Below are 16,821 nucleotides of genomic sequence, written 5' to 3' on the forward strand. Positions count from 1 at the left end.
AAAAGGAATGTCCTGCTGAGCTGGTCGAAGCCTCTCTTCCGCTTCGTTGAAGTAGCATTCATTAGCCAGCGGTAGAGATGCTTCCTGTCGTCAGCATGACGTTCTCGATTAATTACATCAGAACCCTCCTTCTTCCCTCCCACCCGCTACCCACTCTCCTACATGAAGAAAATCACCAAGCTGCTTGTTGCCAACCGGGGCGAAATTGCGTTGCGCGTACTGCGTTCGGCCAAAGAAATGGGCCTGCAAACCGTGGCTATTTACTCCGAAGCCGACCGCAACGCCCTGCACGTGCGCTACGCCGACGAGGCCGTGTGCGTGGGTCCGCCCGCCAGCAAGGACAGCTACCTGCGCGGCGACAAGATTCTGGACGTTTGCCGCCAGCTGGGCGTGGATGCCATTCACCCGGGCTACGGCTTCCTGAGCGAAAACGCCGAGTTTGCCCGCATGGTAAAGGAAGCGGGGCTGATTTTCGTGGGTCCCTCGCCCGAGGCCATGGATATTATGGGCGACAAGCTTTCGGCCAAGCAGGCGGTGCAGGCCTATAACATCCCGCTGGTGCCGGGCACCGCCGAGGCCATCAGCGACGTAGCCGAGGCCAAGCAGATTGCCCAGCAGGTAGGTTTTCCCATCCTGATTAAGGCCTCGGCCGGCGGGGGCGGCAAGGGCATGCGCCTGGTACACCACGTGGACGAGTTTGAGGAGCAGATGCAGCTGGCCATCAACGAGGCCGTGTCGGCCTTCGGCGACGGGGCCGTGTTCATTGAAAAGTTTGTGACCGGGCCGCGCCACATCGAGATTCAGGTGCTGGGCGACGAGCACGGCAACATTGTGCACTTGTTTGAGCGGGAATGCTCCATTCAGCGCCGCCACCAGAAAGTAATTGAGGAGGCGCCTTCCGCCGTGCTTACGCCCGAGCTGCGCGCCGAAATGGGCCGCTGCGCCGTGGATGTGGCCCGGGCCTGCAATTACACCGGCGCCGGCACCGTGGAATTTCTGCTCGACGACCAGCGCAACTTCTACTTCCTGGAGATGAACACCCGCCTGCAGGTAGAGCACCCCGTGACGGAGCAAATCACCGGCCTCGACCTGGTAAAGGAGCAGATCAAAGTAGCCCAGGGCCAGCCCCTGGCCTTCCGGCAGGAAGACTTAACCATTCAGGGCCACGCCCTGGAGCTGCGCGTGTACGCCGAAGACCCGCAGAACAACTTCCTGCCCGACATTGGGACGCTGACTACCTACGTGCGCCCCCAGGGCCCCGGCGTGCGCGTGGACGACGGCTTTGAGCAGGGCATGGACATTCCGATTTACTACGACCCCATGATTGCCAAGCTCGTCACCTTCGGGGCTACCCGGCAGGAGGCCATTGAGCGGATGCTACGCGCCATCGACGAGTACCAGATTACCGGCATCGAAACTACCCTGGGCTTTGGCCGCTACGTGCTCCGGCACCCCGCCTTCGTGAGCGGCAACTTCGACACCAACTTCATCAAGGACCACTTCACTCCCGAGTCCTTGAAGCCCGCCGCCCCGGACGAAGCCAGCGCCACCCTCGCCGCCGTGCTCACGGCCATGCTCCTGACGGAGAAAAAGCCCGGCGCTGCTCCCGCTCCGGCAGAGGTACCGGCCACTACCGGCTCGGCCTGGAAGCGCAACCGGTTGGGGGTGCGGTAGCCATTGGCTTGCCGCCGCGGCGCAAGAAGCCCGGCTGATCAGGCTACATCCCTGCCTCAAACAAACGCACAAAAAAGCGCGTCGGCTCATAGGTCGACGCACTTTTTTGTGTTAGGAATAGATAGGACCTCTCGCCGCGGCCTCCGGCAGCGGGGCGGCGCCGGCAGGAGCTGGAGAGCTTCTCTAGCGCTGAATCTGACTAGGCCGGATTCGGGCGAGCAAGTAAGGCCGGGCGCGACCCTAGTCTACCATTTCACGGCGGCCGTCAGGAAGAAGCTGCGCCCGTCGGAGGGCAGGATGCCGGGGCCGGGGTAGCCCGTGGCGCGACGGGTAAAGTACCGGGCGTTGCCGAGGTTGTTGACGCTACCCTCCAGCTTCAGCCAACGCCGTTCCCACGACACGGAGGCGTCCAGAATCTGGTAGGCCGGAATCAGCCCAACGACGGCAAAGTTGGGGTCAGGGCGCGCGTCCTGGGGGCTGTTGGGGGCGTTGGTAGCTTCCGAAAACTGGTCGGAGAGGTAGGTGAACTGCAGGGAAGCCTTCAGCGGCCCGTAACCGCCCTGCACGCCCGTTTTCAGGTTGACGACCGGCACGAACTCCACTTGCTTGCCCACCACTTCGGCGTTCTGGCTGGCGGTGTAACGGCTGCGAATCAGGGCTAGATTACCGAAGGAGGACAAGCGCCAACGCTTGGGCTCGGCAGTAGGCCGGAGCAGCTGCAGCACGTCGGCCTCGGCGTACGATTCCACGCCCAGAATCAGGGCCCGGCCGATGTTGCCGCGCAGGCGCAGGGTCCGGTCGTTGCGGTCATAGGTCTGCACTTCCCCGATGCGGTTGTTGTAGCGCAGGGCAAACAGGCTCAGGTCGTACGTTAGCCACTGGCCCTGGTCGCCGCGCAGGCCCAGGTCGGCGGAGTAGCCCCGCTCGTCGCGTAGGTTGGGGTCAATGACCAGCGAGTTGTTGGCAATCTGCATGTCGCTGAAGGTGATGGAGCGGTAGTTCTGCGACACGTTGGTGTAGAACTCGCGCTGCTCCACGGGCTTGAAGCTGGCCCCCAGCCCCCCAATCACGAAGCCGCGGGGGCTGCTACGCTCCTCGCTAAAGGTGCGCACGGCAATGATGTTGCCGGCCAAATCCCGGTCTACGCTGCCGTAGGCACCTTTGGCGCGGGTGCGGATGTACTCGTAGCGCAAGCCGGGGGTCAGGGAAAACTTCTCGCCGAAGTAAACGATGTTCTCGGCAAAAAGGGCCGCGTTGTAGTTAGGGAAGCGGTAGTCAGAATAGGCTGATTGGCTGCTCTGCCCTTCCTCAGCTCCCACGAAGCGGAAGTTGGCGCCGCGGCCCGCTGGCCCAAAGCCCTGAATGCTGTGGTTATTGCCCCGGTATAGGCGCGTGCCCACCAGCAGCACTCCGCTTTTGGTGTCGCTCAAGGGGTAGCGGTTCAGGTAGCGCGCCTCCAGGCCCGCGTTGCGGAAGTCCCCGGTAATCAGGTCGCGCAGCTGCGATTCGTCGTCGGCGCGCTCCACAAAGTTGGGGCGGTAGCCCAAGGCTTTGCGCTCCGCCACCAGCCCGAAGGTGGTAAGGTTAACGTTGGCGCGGGAACTGAGCTTCCAGTCGGCCGAAAGGTTGAACAGGTTCCAGTCGACGGCAAACCAGTTGCGGGCCCGGTTCGACTGGCGCGGGTTCTGGGCAAACTGCCGGTCGCTGAGGCCGCCGGGCTGCTGGGCCAGGTAGTCCATGTGCGTAACCTGGGCGCCTACCTTCAGGTTCTCGGTCAGCTGGTAGCGCACGTCGGCGTAGGCCGTTTTGCTGTCGAAGTGGGAGTTGGGCCGCCACCCGTCGCCGCGCTTATACTGGGCAAAGCCGTAGTAGCTAAGCTTCTTGACCGTGCCGCCGACGCTAGTAAAGGAGTTAAAGAACCCAAAGGAACCCACCGTTTGCCGGGAGGTAACGGTGAAGGTTTTGTCGGGCTCCGGGCCGCGCAGCTCAAAGTTGAGCAGGCCACCGAACTGAGTACCGTACTGCAGCGAGGCGGCCCCACGCACCAGCTGAATGCGCTTAACGGCCTCGATGGGCGGGGTATAGTAGCTTTCCGGGTAGCCCAGCGCGTCGGCCGAAATGTCGTAGTTGTTCTGGCGCACGTTGAAGTTGGCCGTGCGGTTGGGGTCGAGCCCGCGCCCGCCAATGCTCAGCTGCAGGCCGCCCTGGTCACTTTCCCAGATGTTGAGCCCCGCTACCCGCCCGTACACCTGCCGCGCGTTGTTGGTAGCCAGGTTAGCCACCAAGTTATCGGGCACAATGACCTCCGACTTCTTGGCCGCGAAGATGGCCGTGCCTTCCACCTCGCGCAGGCGCGTCTGGCCGAAGCGGGCCGGGGGCGCGGCTACCACCACTTCCTGCAGCTGCCGCTCGCGGCGGGTAAGGGAAAAGTCGAACACGCCACCAGCGGCAGATACCTCTACCTCGGTGCGCAGGGGCTGGTGGCCGAGGGAGGACAGCTGCAGCTGCTGGCGGCCGGGCGTCAGCTTGGTGAGGGTAAACAGGCCGGCGCTGTCGGTGCGCGCAATTTGGCGGGAGCCGCGCACGTACACCTCGCAGCCCGCCACGGGCAGGTTGGTGGCGGCTTCGCGCACCCGGCCCTGCAAGGTGACTTGCTGGGCAAAGGCCGCCGTAGTAGACAGCACGCTGGCGGCCAGGGCCGCGCTATAAACCGGTAATCTCATCGTCGAAGGGCAGAATCCAGGGCTTGGGCCGCAAATCGTCGCGGACGCGGGCCAAGTCCACGGTGGGGTCAATAAGGCTTTTGCCCAGGCGGCCGTTCAGGCTCACGTAGGCATCGGCGTACACCTGGGGAGCGTGCACTCCCCGGCGGGCGTAGTAGTCGCGCAGGTAGTGGGCAAACTGCACCAGCATGTCGGGCTGGGTGCTCATCATTTTTTCCTGCAGCAGGCTCAGGTGCTCGTAGTTATTCACCAGCCGAGCCCGACCGGTGCGGCCGTCTACCACTTTGAATTGCACCTGGCCCATCTTTTCCATCAGCATCACCCGCCAGCTGAAGCGGTAGCCCTCCTCGGTCCAGAACAGCTCGCGCGGGTACAGCAGGTAGCGGAAGGGTAGCAGCAGCTGCACCAAGAAAAACACGCCCAGTCCCAGCAGCAGCGCGTGCCGCACGGCCGGCCGATATACCAGCGGCGCCGCGGCCAGCAGAGCCACTGGGGCCGGCCGGCGCAGCAGCCGGCGCAGATGCCCAAGCACCCGCTCGTGCCAGGCGGCGGGAAAGAAAATCAGCGCCGCTACCATCATCACGTACGGAAACATGCCAATGGGAAAAAGCACGGCCGTCAGCACATGGAACACGACCACGGTGGCGTAGGCCATGGGTCGGGTGCGCCGGTTGAGCAGGAAGAAGGGCACGGTCAGGTCGTAGAAGGCGCCAAACCAGCTGAAGGCGTAGGCCACCCACACCTGGCTCAGCAGGGGCCCAAGCAAGGGCAGATCGTTTTTGGCCGGCAGCCAGATGCGTAACGGCATGGCGTGCACCAGCCAGTCGGAGTTGAGCTTGGCCAGCCCGGCGTACACGTACACGATGCCCATGAGCAGGCGCAGGGCGTCCACCGTCCAGCGGGGCACCTGGTTGCGCCAGCGCGCGGGGTGGCGGTAAGCATCCAGGGAAAAGTAGCGGCCGGCGGGCAGCACCATGAGCAGCAAGGCCACCAAGCTCACAAAGTAGTAGTGGTTCAGGTAGGTGCTTTTGTCCATGAGCTCGATGTACGTAAAGCTCAGAAACAACCCGACGGCAGCCGTGCGGTACCAGTAGCCTACGGCCACCAGCAGGGCACACAGCACACACACCACAAACAGCCCGTAGGTGTACCCGCCCAGCGGGCGCACCCACTCGAAGCCGTAGTAGCTGAAGAAAAATTTCGGCTGCAGGTACAGCTCCGCTATCCAGCCCTTGGCCCAAAAACGCACCACGCTGGCCAGCACCAGCAGGCCAAAGGCCAACCGGAACGTAGCCAGCGGGGCGGCTGGGATAAACGAATGAAGGTAGCGCTGCAGGGGGCTGCCGGGCATGGCTTAGTCGCCGTCGTTATCGACATAGGTGACGGTAACGCTCAGGGCCGAGGTCATGTCAACCTTAATCATGCGCACGGCTTTCTGCATCTCGTTGTACGAGGCTACTGCGTCGGCATTGCGGGCGGTGAAGGTAGTGTGCAGGTCGGGGCCCAGGGAGCTTAGCTGCTGATACGAGGCGCCCAGCTGGGTGCTGATCAGGCTGCTCAGGGGCTGGCCGCTGCGGCTGTCCTTGGCGCCCAGGGCATCGAGGTAGCTTTTCAGCGAGGGCCGGCCGGGGCGACCGTTAAAGAACTGCTGTACCGCCGTGTGGGCGGTGGTGGCTAACTGCAGGGGCAGCGCCCCGCGCAGGTAGTAGGCTTCCATCTTGGCGGGCAAGGGAGTGCCCGTCATCGTGCCGGCCGGAATGCCCACTTTGCCCGCGCGCAGGTAGCGCTCGAAGTACAGGGAGTAGGCATTGATAACGCGCGAGAGCGAGGAGCTGGCGTCGGTGCCGGTGCTGTTGATGAACGTGTCGCGGTAGCCGCCGTTCCACTGCCCGTATACCGTGCCAAAGGTTTGCTCCATCTTGGCCACCACATCAGTGAGGTAGCGGCGGTGGCTGGCCGAGGTGGCATACTGCTGGGCAATGGCGGCGTCGCCGGTAGCCACGCCGTTGAGCAGGTAGTCCAGGGCCGGAAAACCCTGCTGCGGAATGGCCGTGGACAGCTCGAAGTCATAGGTGCCCGAGCTGATATTGCGGTTGATGCCGGCCGCGTCGGCGGGGTAAATATTAAAGTGGTTGCGCAGGCTTACGGCTTCCGCGGGCCCGAACTCAAACAGCTCCACCTTCTGCCACTCCACGTACGCCGCCTGCCAAGCCTGGCGGGTTTCCAGCAGCGTGGCCGTGGTGGGGGCGGCCGTAAAGGCGGTGGTCTTGGTTTTCAGTACGACCAGCTTGTCGTTGAGGCGCTGGTAGCCGGGCTTCACTAGGCTGTCAGCCCAGTACGTCAGCAGGGCTTTGCGGTCCACGGCCGTATCGGGCGCGGGCGTGCCGCCGCTGGGGTCTTTGCCGCAGCTAAGAATACCAAGGGCCGCGAGCAACAGCGCAACAACTAATAGAACGGGCTTTTTCATGCGGGCGTATGAGTAGGGGCAACGGCCAACCCGTCGGGCCGGGGGCCGGCAAACGGGTTGGCCTAACGGCTGCGCGGGGCAGGCAGGGCCGCAGTACTAAATCTTGAACTTGACCTTGATGGCGTTGATGGCCGCGTCGGCCTGGGCATTGGTTAGGCTCCAGGCGCCCTGGCTACCCGAGGTCAGCCCATTAAGAATGGCGTCGGAGAAGGCAGCATCCGCGCCGTACTTCGTGCAGAACCGCAGCGAGTAGATGAAGCCCAGGCCTTCGCCCAGGGCGTGGGCCTTCACATCGAGGGCCGAGGCAGCTTTCCAGTTCGTCAGGTACGACACGGCCGACAAGGCAATGGTTTTCTCCAGCTCGGTGCGGATGATGTCGGCCTGGGCTCTTACGCCAGCGGCATCGTTGTTGACAATGGCGGCGCGACCCTTCAGGAAGGCCATATACACGCCGGGCGAGGCAGGACCGTTTTTCTCGTTGAGGTAGCCGGCCAGGAAACGCTCCCGCGGAGTCAGGTTGATGTCCGTGGTCATGATGGCGTTGCTGGTCAGGTAGCCGTAGGCCAAGTCCCAGTTGTGCTCCAGCTCCGAGTAGGTTTTGCCGTCTACTACCTTGCTGTTGTTGGCCTTCAGCGCATTGTCCGTCAGCAGCACGTTGTCGATCTGGTCGAGCAGCACGGCCCCAATCAGCGCTTTCTGAATGATCTGGTTTACCTCGTAGCCTTTCTCGTCGACCAGGTAGCGGCCCAGGCGGCCGGCCTGGCCGGGCACGGCCACGCTGTTTACCGACTGGCTGGCGGTGGCCAATTTCGTAATCTGCTGGTCGATGTAGGTGCGCACGGCTTCGGCGCCCGTGGCGGAGAAAGAAGCGGCCGTGGTGCCGCGCAACGACAAACCCGATGCGTTCAGGCCCGCGCCCGTGAAGTAGTTGCCGGTGTTGGCGTAGAGGCCGCGCAGCTTCGCTACGTCCAGCGTAGAGGGAGTAGCCGGCGGGGCCACCGCAACCAGGGCCATGTAGGAGTTAAACTCCGAGAACATATCCAGCCGCTGGTTGGCGCTGGTCAGGGTTACCGTCGACTGCCCGCTGGCATCCTTGAAAGATTCCGTGTACTTGGAGGAGGCCGTTAGGGAAGCCGCGTCCATTTTAGCCCGCAGGGCCGGCGCCGATTCCGTATCGTTCTTGTCGCAGGAAGTGAAACCGAAAGCCAGCGCAGCCAGCGCAACCGAAGCGTATTTAAAAGACATAAGAGGTGGGAATGGGAGAACAGTGCGACAAAGCTAAAAGCCTATCTATACAAGTTCCAAATAGGCGCAGATATTTTTTAGAACTTATCTAAAGAAGCACACTAGCACACTTTCCATCAGCCCGTAACCAAACAGCCCCCGCCCCGGGCGCAGGCTCGAGGCGGGGGCTGTTTAGGCAAAAGCAAAGGTTACCTGGTCTACGCTGTAAGTAAACTCTGAAAAACGGTGGTGGGCTACGCCGGTGGGCAGTGTGGAATGGTTCGGCCCAGGGAGCTAAGGGCGGCCCTACCTGCCCTGCCGGGCGGCTAAAACGGCAGCTTCCCAAGGTCCACATTCCCGCCCGAAAGGATAATACCGATGGACTGGCCGGCATACGCGGCTTTGTTCTTAAGCAGGGCGGCCAGCGCCACCGCACTGGAGGCCTCCACCACAATTTTCAGCCGTTCCCAGATCAGGCGCATGGCGGCCACAATCTCGGCCTCACTAACCAGAATAATTTCCTCAACGCCCTGCTGAATAATCGGAAAGTTAAGGTCGCCGAGTTGGGTTTTCAGCCCGTCGGCGATGGTGTCGCCGCTGGCGTTTTCCTCAATGCGGCCCGATTGCAGGGAGCGGAAAGCATCGTCCATCGTCTCCGGTTCGCCGGCTACTACCCGACAGCTGCGGCCAAAGCCCTGGGCGGCCAGAATGGTGCCCGCCAGCAGCCCGCCCCCGCCCACTGGCGTGAACAGGTAGGTCAGGTCGGGTTGCCGGGCCAGCAGCTCCACGGCGGCCGTCCCCTGCCCCAGAATAACGTGTAGGTCGTTGGAAGGATGGATGAAGGCCGCCCCGCGCTCGGTGACGAGCTGCTGCGCGGTTTGCTCCCGGGCACTCAGGGTAGGCGCACAGTCAATCACCTGGCCACCGTAAGCTAGCACGGCCTCTTTTTTCACGCGGGGCGCGTTGCTGGGCATCACAATGTAGGCCGTTACGCCCAGGCTCTGGGCCGCCAGGGCCAGGGCCTGGGCAAAGTTGCCCGACGAATGGGTCACGACCCCGTGCCGCTGCTGCTCGGGGGAAAGCTGCATGATTGCGTTGACGGCCCCGCGCATTTTAAAGGCGCCCATACGCTGGAAGTTCTCACACTTAAAATACAGCGAGGCCCCGGCCAGCTCATTCAGCAGGCGCGAGGTAAGCACCGGCGTATCGTGGATATAGGGCTTGATGCGCGCGTGGGTTTGCGTTAGCGCGGTTTGTAGTGATTCGGTGTGTGGCATAATGCGGGCATGTGCGACGGCTCCAGCTGGCAAGATAGGCCGCCGCCGGCTCACCCGCACGGGCCCACCTTAAGCCACGGGCAGCACTTTGGAAACAATAGAACTATATAAATAAATAATAAAACTCTATCTTATAACACTTGTAGTAATTTCGACCACTTGCTGTTAGCAGCGGGGTACGGGCCGGAGGCCGGGCCGCGGGAGTTCTTACTAAGAGTACCTGGGCGCTACACGCAAGCGGCGCGCTTACTGAAGAAGGCGTATGGAAGTGATAGTTACCCGTGAACGGCCGGGGCAACCGGCGGAAGCCAGTGGTTCCCCGGGCTATTTTTTGGAGCAGGAGCGCTTACTGGCGCTGCAGGCACTGGATATTCTGGATACCGAACCCGAGCCCGAGTTTGATGAGCTGGTAGAACAGGCGGCCCGTTTGTGCGGGACGCCGGTAGCCTGCCTGAGCTTCCTGGACGAAACCCGGCAGTGGCTGAAGGCCCAAACCGGCAGCTGGCTGCCCGAAATACCGCGCGACCAGTCTTTGTGCGCGCGCACCTTGCTGGCCAACGACCTGCTGTTGCTGGACCCGGAAAGCGCGCCGGCACTGTTTGCCGCTACCCCCCTCACCTACCACGATACCCCGGTGGCGGCCTACGCTGGCTACCCCCTACGGACGGGCGAGGGCTACGCGGTGGGCGTGCTGAGCGTAAGTGACGTGGCAAGGCGGGAGTTTAGCCCCGAGCAGCAGCAGTTTCTGCGGCTGCTGGCCCAGCAGGCCAGCCAGGCCCTGGAGCTGCGCCTGGCCCGGCGCGCCCGGCTGGCGGCGGAGGCGTCGGTGCAGCGGAAGCAGGCGTTTCTGGCCGCCATGAGCCACGAAATCCGCACGCCCATTCACGGCATTATGGGGTTAAGCCGGCTGCTGCAGGAAAGCTTTATTACGCCCCAGCAGGAGGAAAACCTGGCCATCATCACTTCCACGGCCGAAAACCTGCTCAGTGTTATCAACGACATTCTCGACTTCAGCAAGGTAGAGCTGGGCAAGATGGAGCTGGAGCGGGTGCCGTTTGACGTGGAAGCAACCGTGCGCGACGCCACCCGCTCCGTGCAGCACATGGCCCAGAAAAAGGGCATTGGCCTGCAAACCATTGTGAAAAGTCCGGCCGGGCTGCCCACCATAGAAGGCGACCCGCTACGGCTGCGGCAAATTCTGCTCAACCTGCTCACCAATGCCCTGAAGTTCACGGAGGAAGGCCAGATTACGGTTTCGGTGGAAGTGCAGCACCAGGACGCGGCCCTGGTTCACCTGGAGTTTTGCGTGGACGACACCGGCATTGGCATCAGCATGGACAAGGCCGAGGAGATATTCCGGGCCTTTGACCAGGCCACCAGCAGCACCGCCCGCCGCTACGGCGGCACGGGGCTGGGGCTAGCCATCTGCCGGAGCCTGATTGAATTGCAGGGCGGCCGCATCTGGCTGGAAGCCCGGCCGGGGCAGGGTAGCTGCTTCCGCTTCTCGCTGGCCTACCCCACCAGCGCCGCCCGGCCCTACGCCGAAGCCGTGCTGCCCCCGCTGGCCCCCGGCCTACTACAGGGCCTGCGGGTGCTGCTGGCGGAAGACAACCCCGTTAACAAGCTGCTGGCTACCTCATTACTGCACACCTGGGGCGTGGAGGTAGCCATTGCAACGGATGGGCAGCAGGCCCTCGATCTGGCCCGCCGCCACCCCTACGACCTGATTCTGATGGATATTCAGATGCCGCTACTCACGGGGCTGGAAGCCACGGCCAGCCTGCGCGCTACTCCCAACCCCAACCAGCAAACCCCCATTATAGCCCTCACGGCCAATGCCATGCCGGCCGAGGTGCAGACCTTCAGCCAGCACGGATTCACAGACTTCCTGATTAAACCCTACCACGAAGCTGACCTGTACCGGCTGCTGGTGCGCACCGCGGGCCGGACGGAGGCCGCCCCCGACCTGCCCCAGCCCACCTACGACTTTTCGCAACTCGGCCGGCTGGCGCACGATGAGGGCTTCATCCGGAAGATGCAGCAGCTTTTTCTGGATACGGTGCCCGGGCAGCTCCAAGAACTTAAGCGCGCCGTGGGCCACGGCCAATGGACCACGGCAGCCCAGCTGATTCACAGCCTGAAATCAACCTACGGCAGCATGCAGATGGAGGAAGCAATCCGCTGCCTCAAGCGCCTGGAGCAGGCCCTGCAGCCACCGGTAACGGCCACTCCCCCCCTGATAAGCCTGCTGGAACTACTCGGGGCCATTACCAGTCGCACAGTTGAGCTATTTACTCAGCATCTGCGCGCGCCTGCCCCTGAGCAGATGGTTGCCACTCCCGGCCCGCGTCACGAGCAGCATAGACGTCATACTGCGGGCTTCTGAGCAGCCCTGCTAGCTTGCATAATCCCCTCTGAAGCCTTGCAAATCAATGACCTACGAATAAGTCACCTTCAAATAAGCAGCCCCGTAGAATCGGAACGAAGATTATCCAATGTTAAGGCAATAATATTTTAATCTTATTTCACGATATTTTTTTCTTTATACTATATCTAATTAAATTTTTAATTGTTATAATTACATATTCATCAACTCTAACTCCTGAGCTGCGTATAAACGAGTACTTCGGAAAACACTGGTTTAGTGCCTCCTTGCTGGACAAAGAGGTGTAACGCCCTTGCTTTTTCGTCCTTACTTGCTCATCACCTTCCTATTGCAACCCCAGTAGAAACAGCCCTTGGCACTGTGAGCGGGCACCTTCTACTATTGTTTACCCGGCAAACAGATTGTGTTTGCTTTCTGCTCTGTGTTGCTACCGCTGTGAGCCCTCCGGCTGGCGCCTAGCCCCCTACCTCTCCCACCCTGCATCTACCCAATAACCTTGGTCAGCAGCCCCTGCTGCGCTAAGGCGTTTTGGTGCGCTGTACTGTGTCGTATGGGCTCGTTACGCCCATAAAAGGACAAAAATTTATTGAATTAATAATATTGAAATAAGTTGTTTTCCAACTTTTCCTCTCACCATAACCAGCCGCTCGTATGGTAGTACCCAAGAAACAGTTGCTCATCGTCGACGATGAGCCCTCCATTCGTCTGATTCTGGAGCACTATTTCTCCAGCGAGTATGATGTGGTGGTGACCTCCAATGGACAGGAGGCGCTCAACTGGCTGCAGAAAGGCCACCAGGCCGACGCCATTGTGGCTGACTACGAGATGCCCCAGATGGACGGGCTGGAGTTTCTGAAGCGTTTGCGGGCCCACGCTTCCCACGCCACTACGCCCCTGCTGATGCTGTCGGTAGCCGATGAAAGCAGCAAGAAAATTCTGTGCCTAAAGCAGGGCGCCGACGACTATATCGTGAAGCCTTTCAACCCGGAGGAGCTGGAAATCAGGATTAAAAATGTGCTGGGCCGCGTGCGGGCCGGCGCCTGATACCGGCCCTTTTGCTACCGTTCTGTCCTACCCGAAATTCCCTTTCTGTATTGGTCGACCCCTACCAACACTCTTTGGCTATGAATGCTACCGCGCCTAACCTCTACCCTTCCGGCCCTCCGCCTCAGCCCCTGCTGCCCAGCTGGCGGCCGCTAACACACCGTAAATCTAGAAAAGCGGCGGCCCGCAAGCGCTCCGCCGCCACCCGCGCCCTGCGCATGCCCCTGGCCAAGCGGGCCTTCGACATTCTGTTTTCTGCCACTGTTCTGCTGGTTTTGCTTCCCCTGTTTCTGCTGGTAGCCTTGCTGATTAAGCTGGAATCGAAGGGGCCGGTGCTGTATTACTCCTACCGCGTGGGCACGGGCTACCGCAAGTTTCGCTTCTGGAAATTCCGCTCTATGCGCCAGGATGCCGACCAGCTGCTGGCCTCGGTGAAAAACCTGAATCAGTACCAGGCTGCGGCCGCTGATGCCGCTCCGGAGCCGGGCGTTTGTGCCTGCCACGCGGGCCAGCAGGGGCCCTGCCAGAACCAGTTAATCGATAAAAATGGCCACCCGATTTGCGAGAAGCACTACGCCCAGGCCAAAAAAGCGCGGGAGCAGGCCACCTTCATCAAAATTGCCAACGACCCGCGCATCACGCGCATTGGGCTGTTCATCCGCAACACCAGCATTGATGAGCTGCCCCAGCTCTTCAACGTGCTGCGCGGGGATATGTCGCTGGTGGGGAACCGGCCCCTACCCCTGTACGAGGCCGAGAAGCTTACCACCGACCAGTTTGCGACCCGCTTTCTGGCCCCGGCCGGCATTACGGGCCTCTGGCAGGTAAGCAAGCGCGGCAAGGGCGGCGACATGTCGGCCGAGGAGCGCAAAGCCCTGGACGTGGAGTACGCCACCAACTACTCCTTTCGCAAAGACATTCAGATTCTGCTCCGGACTTTTCCGGCCCTGCTGCAAAAGGAAAACGTTTGATGAAAACACTACTCTGCTGCCTGGCCCTGGCCGCCGGCCCGCTGCTGGCTTGCGCCCAAACGGGCCCGCCCGCCCCGCCCACCGACACCTGGGAGGAGCGTTTTTTTAAGGCTCCCGAGGCCGTGCTGCCCATTTTGCACCAGGCCGCCATCAGTCACTCAGCGGGCATTGAGAAGCTGGAGCTGGCCAAGCAGGTAGCCAATGAGGACATTCGGCTGGCCCGGAAGAAGATTCTGAACACCCTGGCCCTGACCTCGAGCTACAGCTACGGCACGCTGCCTTACTTTGCTACCAACGGCTCCACGGAGCGCATTCAGCAGCTCAACGCTTTTTCGCTGAGCGCGCGGGCCCAGTACACGGTAGGCCTGAACATGGCCGTGCCGTTTGAGCTGCTGGCCAACCGCCGCGCTACCGTGCACAAGCAGGAGCTGCTGCTGCAACAAGCGGTGGCGGAGCGGGCCGTGGGCGAAACGGAAATCCGCCGCCAGGTTATTCTGCTATATCAGGAGCTGGCCCTGGCCCACGCCAACTTGCAGCACCACCAGAATGCCGTGCAGTCGGCCAGCATCAGCAAGAAGCTGGCGGATAGCAAGTTCCGCAGCGGCGAAATTCAGGTAGACGAGCAGATGGCGGCCACGGAGCTGCACGGCAAGGCCCTGCTGGCGCAGGCCGAAGCCCGCAACAAGTATCAGACGGCCATGCTGCTGCTGGAAGATTTTCTGGGCACTCCCCTTCATGTATTAATGACCGGCAAATGACGCTGAAAGACCTCTACCGCCTGTTGCGGCGCCACTGGCTGCTGCTGCTGCTGGTGCCGCTGGTAACCACGGCCTCGGTGTTTTACTTTGGCCGCAACCGGGATAAAAAGTATACTTCCGACACGGTCATTTACACCGGCATTGCCTCGGGCTACAAGATAGACGGCGACAACAACGCGGCCGGGGGCGGGTGGAACGCCGCTTCCACGGCCTTCGACAACCTGCTGTCCTTGATTACCTCCCGCGACACGCGCGAGGAAGTGTGCCTGCGCCTGCTGGCCCGCCACTTGCTGGAGCGCAAAGCCAGCGGGGCCGCCGGTGCGGCCCGGCCCCAAACGGCCTCGGCGGCCCCGAGCGGCGTGCTGGCGGCCGTGCAGCGCGTGCTGCTGCCGGCCAAGCTGGCCACCGCCGACCAGCCCCTGCTGGATTCGCTGGCCGCTACCCTGGCCGGCAGCACCGAGGAGGAAACCCTGGCCAACCTGACGGCCGCTTACCGGGCCAGCAACACCAACGCCGTCTACAAGCTGTTTTACTCCAAGCACCCGTACTACTCGGAGGCAGCCATGTGGAATATTTCCGCCAACCGCGTCAAGGACAGCGACCTGCTCCGGATTGAGTACAGCGCCAAGAACCCCCAAATTTGCCGCGAAACCCTGGACATTCTGACCCAGGTGTTTATTCGCAAGCACAAGGAGCTGTTCGTGGGGCAGAATGAAAACGTCATCGGCTACTTCGATGCCGCTACCCAGAAGGCGTACACCAAGCTGCAGGCCGCCGAGCAGAAGCTGCTGCAGTTTCACCAGAAGCACAACATCGTCGACTACGACAAGCAGATGATTACCTCCACGGAGGAGCGCCAGCTGACGGCCGACAAGTTCAACGAGTTGGAAATGCAGTACGCCGGGGCCAGCTCGGCCCTGAAGTCGACGGAGTCGGCCCTGGGCAAGCGGGGCGTGTCGAACCTGAAAAGCCAGGAGATTCTGCGGCTGCGCAACCGTTTGGCCGATTTGAACGGTCAGATTTCGGAGGTAGAGCTGCTAAACAAAAGCGCCACCAGCCCCGACGGCGCCGCCCGCCTGGCCAACCTTAACCAGCAGGTAGCCACCGTCAGCAACAGCCTGGACGAAGCCGTAAGCAGCTACGACGCCGACACCCGCTCCACGCAGGGCGTGGCCGTGAAGGATTTGCTGCAGGATTACACCAAGAACGTGCTGCAGGTGGAAGACCTGCGCGGGCAGCTCAGCTCCATGCGCCGGCAGAAGGAAAACTTCACCAGCCAGTACAACAGCCTGGTGCCGCTGGGGGCGGAAATCCGCAAAATCCGCCGCGAGGTAGAAATAGCCGAGAAAGAGTACATGTCGCAGGTAGAAGGCTTGAAGCAGAGCAAGCTTTCCCAGCAGAACGTGGAGCTGGCCTCCCAGCTGAAGGTAGTGGACCCGCCGAACCTGCCGGCCACGGCGGGCGGTACCCGGCTGCTGGTGCTGCTGCTGGGTGGCCTGATTGGGTCCTTCCTGTTTACCGGGGCGGGGGTGGTAGTGGCGGATCTGCTCAACAACTCCCTGCAGAAGCCCACCCTGGCTACCAAAGTGACCAGCTTCCCGGTGATGGGCATCATCCCGAATACGACCAACCTCAACCAGAAGCAGCTGCTGGACGCCCAGCGGGCCGAGGACCAGCTGGCGCGGCAGCTGCTGCTGAAGATGCACCAGAAGGACGACTCCACCAAGCCCTTTATGATTGGGGTGCTCAGCAGCCAGAGTGGCGAGGGCAAAACCACCCTGGCTACCTCCCTCACGGCCAGCCTGAACAACATGAAAATCAAAACCCTGGGCTTGTTTCCGAATGACCACGCCGACCACGCCTGGCTGGAGGGGCATACTTCCTACTACTCGCCCCTGCAGGGCCTCTCGCAGGGCGTGACGGTAGCCGACCTGGTGGGCACGCGCACCTACAACAATGCCGTCATCATCGTGGAGTTTCCGGCCCTGCTGGAGGCCACCTACCCCGCCTCCCTGCTGCAAAGCCTCGACCTGATTCTGGTGGCGGTAAAGGCCACCCGCAGCTGGGAGCAGGCCGACAAAAAGATTTTCGAGAACATCCGGAACGTGTCAAAAGCCCCGATTGAGGTAGTACTCAACGGGGTGCTGCCCGAGTACGTGACGGACTTTATCGGGGCCCGGGTGAAATCGAGCACTGGCAAACGGGCCGGCCTCCCTCCGCGGCCGCTCCAAGGCTTGCTCAACCCCTAGCCTCCCCTTTTCCTGACCCGCGGGCCCGGCCCGCCCTCCAGCCCGCTT

Annotated in this window: 11 protein-coding genes; 6 read left to right on the top strand and 5 right to left on the bottom strand. The window is 61.9% G+C overall.

Annotated features, from left to right (window positions below; translation table 11 throughout):
• Positions 1–162: 162 nt before the first annotated feature.
• Positions 163–1,674, top strand: coding sequence for an acetyl-CoA carboxylase biotin carboxylase subunit (accC, locus tag IEW18_RS14295; protein ID WP_188558543.1), 1,512 nt, complete (start codon positions 163–165; stop codon positions 1,672–1,674).
• 245 nt (positions 1,675–1,919) lie between these two features.
• Here the strand turns inward: accC and IEW18_RS14300 are convergent, their stop codons facing one another.
• The 5 genes from IEW18_RS14300 to IEW18_RS14320 all read right to left on the bottom strand — a co-directional run bounded on the left by IEW18_RS14300 (position 1,920) and on the right by IEW18_RS14320 (position 9,365).
• Positions 1,920–4,397 (bottom strand): TonB-dependent receptor domain-containing protein, encoded by a 2,478-nt coding sequence (locus IEW18_RS14300; protein ID WP_188558544.1) that lies wholly within the window; start codon positions 4,395–4,397, stop codon positions 1,920–1,922.
• Positions 4,378–5,748, bottom strand: a complete 1,371-nt coding sequence (locus IEW18_RS14305) for an HTTM domain-containing protein (protein WP_188558545.1) — start codon at positions 5,746–5,748, stop codon at positions 4,378–4,380. The genes IEW18_RS14300 and IEW18_RS14305 overlap by 20 nt, the downstream gene beginning before the upstream one ends.
• A 3-nt stretch (positions 5,749–5,751) precedes the next feature.
• Positions 5,752–6,864 carry an imelysin family protein gene (locus IEW18_RS14310; protein ID WP_188558546.1) on the bottom strand — a complete coding sequence of 371 codons (1,113 nt, stop codon included), beginning with the start codon at positions 6,862–6,864 and terminating at the stop codon, positions 5,752–5,754.
• 96 nt (positions 6,865–6,960) lie between these two features.
• A complete protein-coding gene (locus IEW18_RS14315; protein WP_188558547.1) occupies positions 6,961–8,109 on the bottom strand; it encodes a DUF4856 domain-containing protein in 1,149 nt (382 codons plus the stop codon).
• A 305-nt stretch (positions 8,110–8,414) separates the two neighbouring features.
• The gene (locus tag IEW18_RS14320; RefSeq protein WP_188558548.1) at positions 8,415–9,365 is read right to left on the bottom strand and encodes a pyridoxal-phosphate dependent enzyme; all 951 of its coding nucleotides are present in this window, start codon (positions 9,363–9,365) and stop codon (positions 8,415–8,417) included.
• Positions 9,366–9,627: 262 nt separating this feature from the next.
• On the opposite strand from IEW18_RS14320, the gene IEW18_RS14325 reads away from it, so the two are divergent.
• The 5 genes from IEW18_RS14325 to IEW18_RS14345 all read left to right on the top strand — a co-directional run bounded on the left by IEW18_RS14325 (position 9,628) and on the right by IEW18_RS14345 (position 16,773).
• Complete coding sequence (locus tag IEW18_RS14325; protein WP_188558549.1) at positions 9,628–11,751, top strand: GAF domain-containing hybrid sensor histidine kinase/response regulator; 2,124 nt, start codon at positions 9,628–9,630, stop codon at positions 11,749–11,751.
• Between the two features lie 651 nt (positions 11,752–12,402).
• The gene (locus tag IEW18_RS14330; protein ID WP_188558550.1) at positions 12,403–12,795 is read left to right on the top strand and encodes a response regulator transcription factor; all 393 of its coding nucleotides are present in this window, start codon (positions 12,403–12,405) and stop codon (positions 12,793–12,795) included.
• 80 nt (positions 12,796–12,875) lie between these two features.
• Entirely contained in the window at positions 12,876–13,766 is an 891-nt protein-coding gene (locus tag IEW18_RS14335) for a sugar transferase (RefSeq protein WP_308428051.1), read from the top strand.
• Positions 13,766–14,524, top strand: a complete 759-nt coding sequence (locus IEW18_RS14340; protein ID WP_188558551.1) for a TolC family protein — start codon at positions 13,766–13,768, stop codon at positions 14,522–14,524. The genes IEW18_RS14335 and IEW18_RS14340 overlap by 1 nt, the downstream gene beginning before the upstream one ends.
• Positions 14,521–16,773 carry a GumC family protein gene (locus IEW18_RS14345; protein WP_188558552.1) on the top strand — a complete coding sequence of 751 codons (2,253 nt, stop codon included), beginning with the start codon at positions 14,521–14,523 and terminating at the stop codon, positions 16,771–16,773. Before IEW18_RS14340 ends, IEW18_RS14345 begins: the two co-directional genes overlap by 4 nt.
• Positions 16,774–16,821: the final 48 nt, after the last annotated feature.

Origin of the sequence: Hymenobacter glacieicola, from assembly GCF_014640315.1 — a bacterium.
GTDB classification, from domain to species: Bacteria; Bacteroidota; Bacteroidia; order Cytophagales; family Hymenobacteraceae; genus Hymenobacter; species Hymenobacter glacieicola.

Bases quoted from the DNA above. Each gene is read 5' to 3' on its own strand.
- accC (WP_188558543.1), top strand. From the start codon at position 163: ATGAAGAAAATCACCAAGCTGCTTGTTGCCAACCGGGGCGAAATTGCG.
- IEW18_RS14300 (WP_188558544.1), bottom strand. From the start codon at position 4,397: ATGAGATTACCGGTTTATAGCGCGGCCCTGGCCGCCAGCGTGCTGTCT.
- IEW18_RS14305 (WP_188558545.1), bottom strand. From the start codon at position 5,748: ATGCCCGGCAGCCCCCTGCAGCGCTACCTTCATTCGTTTATCCCAGCC.
- IEW18_RS14310 (WP_188558546.1), bottom strand. From the start codon at position 6,864: ATGAAAAAGCCCGTTCTATTAGTTGTTGCGCTGTTGCTCGCGGCCCTT.
- IEW18_RS14315 (WP_188558547.1), bottom strand. From the start codon at position 8,109: ATGTCTTTTAAATACGCTTCGGTTGCGCTGGCTGCGCTGGCTTTCGGT.
- IEW18_RS14320 (WP_188558548.1), bottom strand. From the start codon at position 9,365: ATGCCACACACCGAATCACTACAAACCGCGCTAACGCAAACCCACGCG.
- IEW18_RS14325 (WP_188558549.1), top strand. From the start codon at position 9,628: ATGGAAGTGATAGTTACCCGTGAACGGCCGGGGCAACCGGCGGAAGCC.
- IEW18_RS14330 (WP_188558550.1), top strand. From the start codon at position 12,403: ATGGTAGTACCCAAGAAACAGTTGCTCATCGTCGACGATGAGCCCTCC.
- IEW18_RS14335 (WP_308428051.1), top strand. From the start codon at position 12,876: ATGAATGCTACCGCGCCTAACCTCTACCCTTCCGGCCCTCCGCCTCAG.
- IEW18_RS14340 (WP_188558551.1), top strand. From the start codon at position 13,766: ATGAAAACACTACTCTGCTGCCTGGCCCTGGCCGCCGGCCCGCTGCTG.
- IEW18_RS14345 (WP_188558552.1), top strand. From the start codon at position 14,521: ATGACGCTGAAAGACCTCTACCGCCTGTTGCGGCGCCACTGGCTGCTG.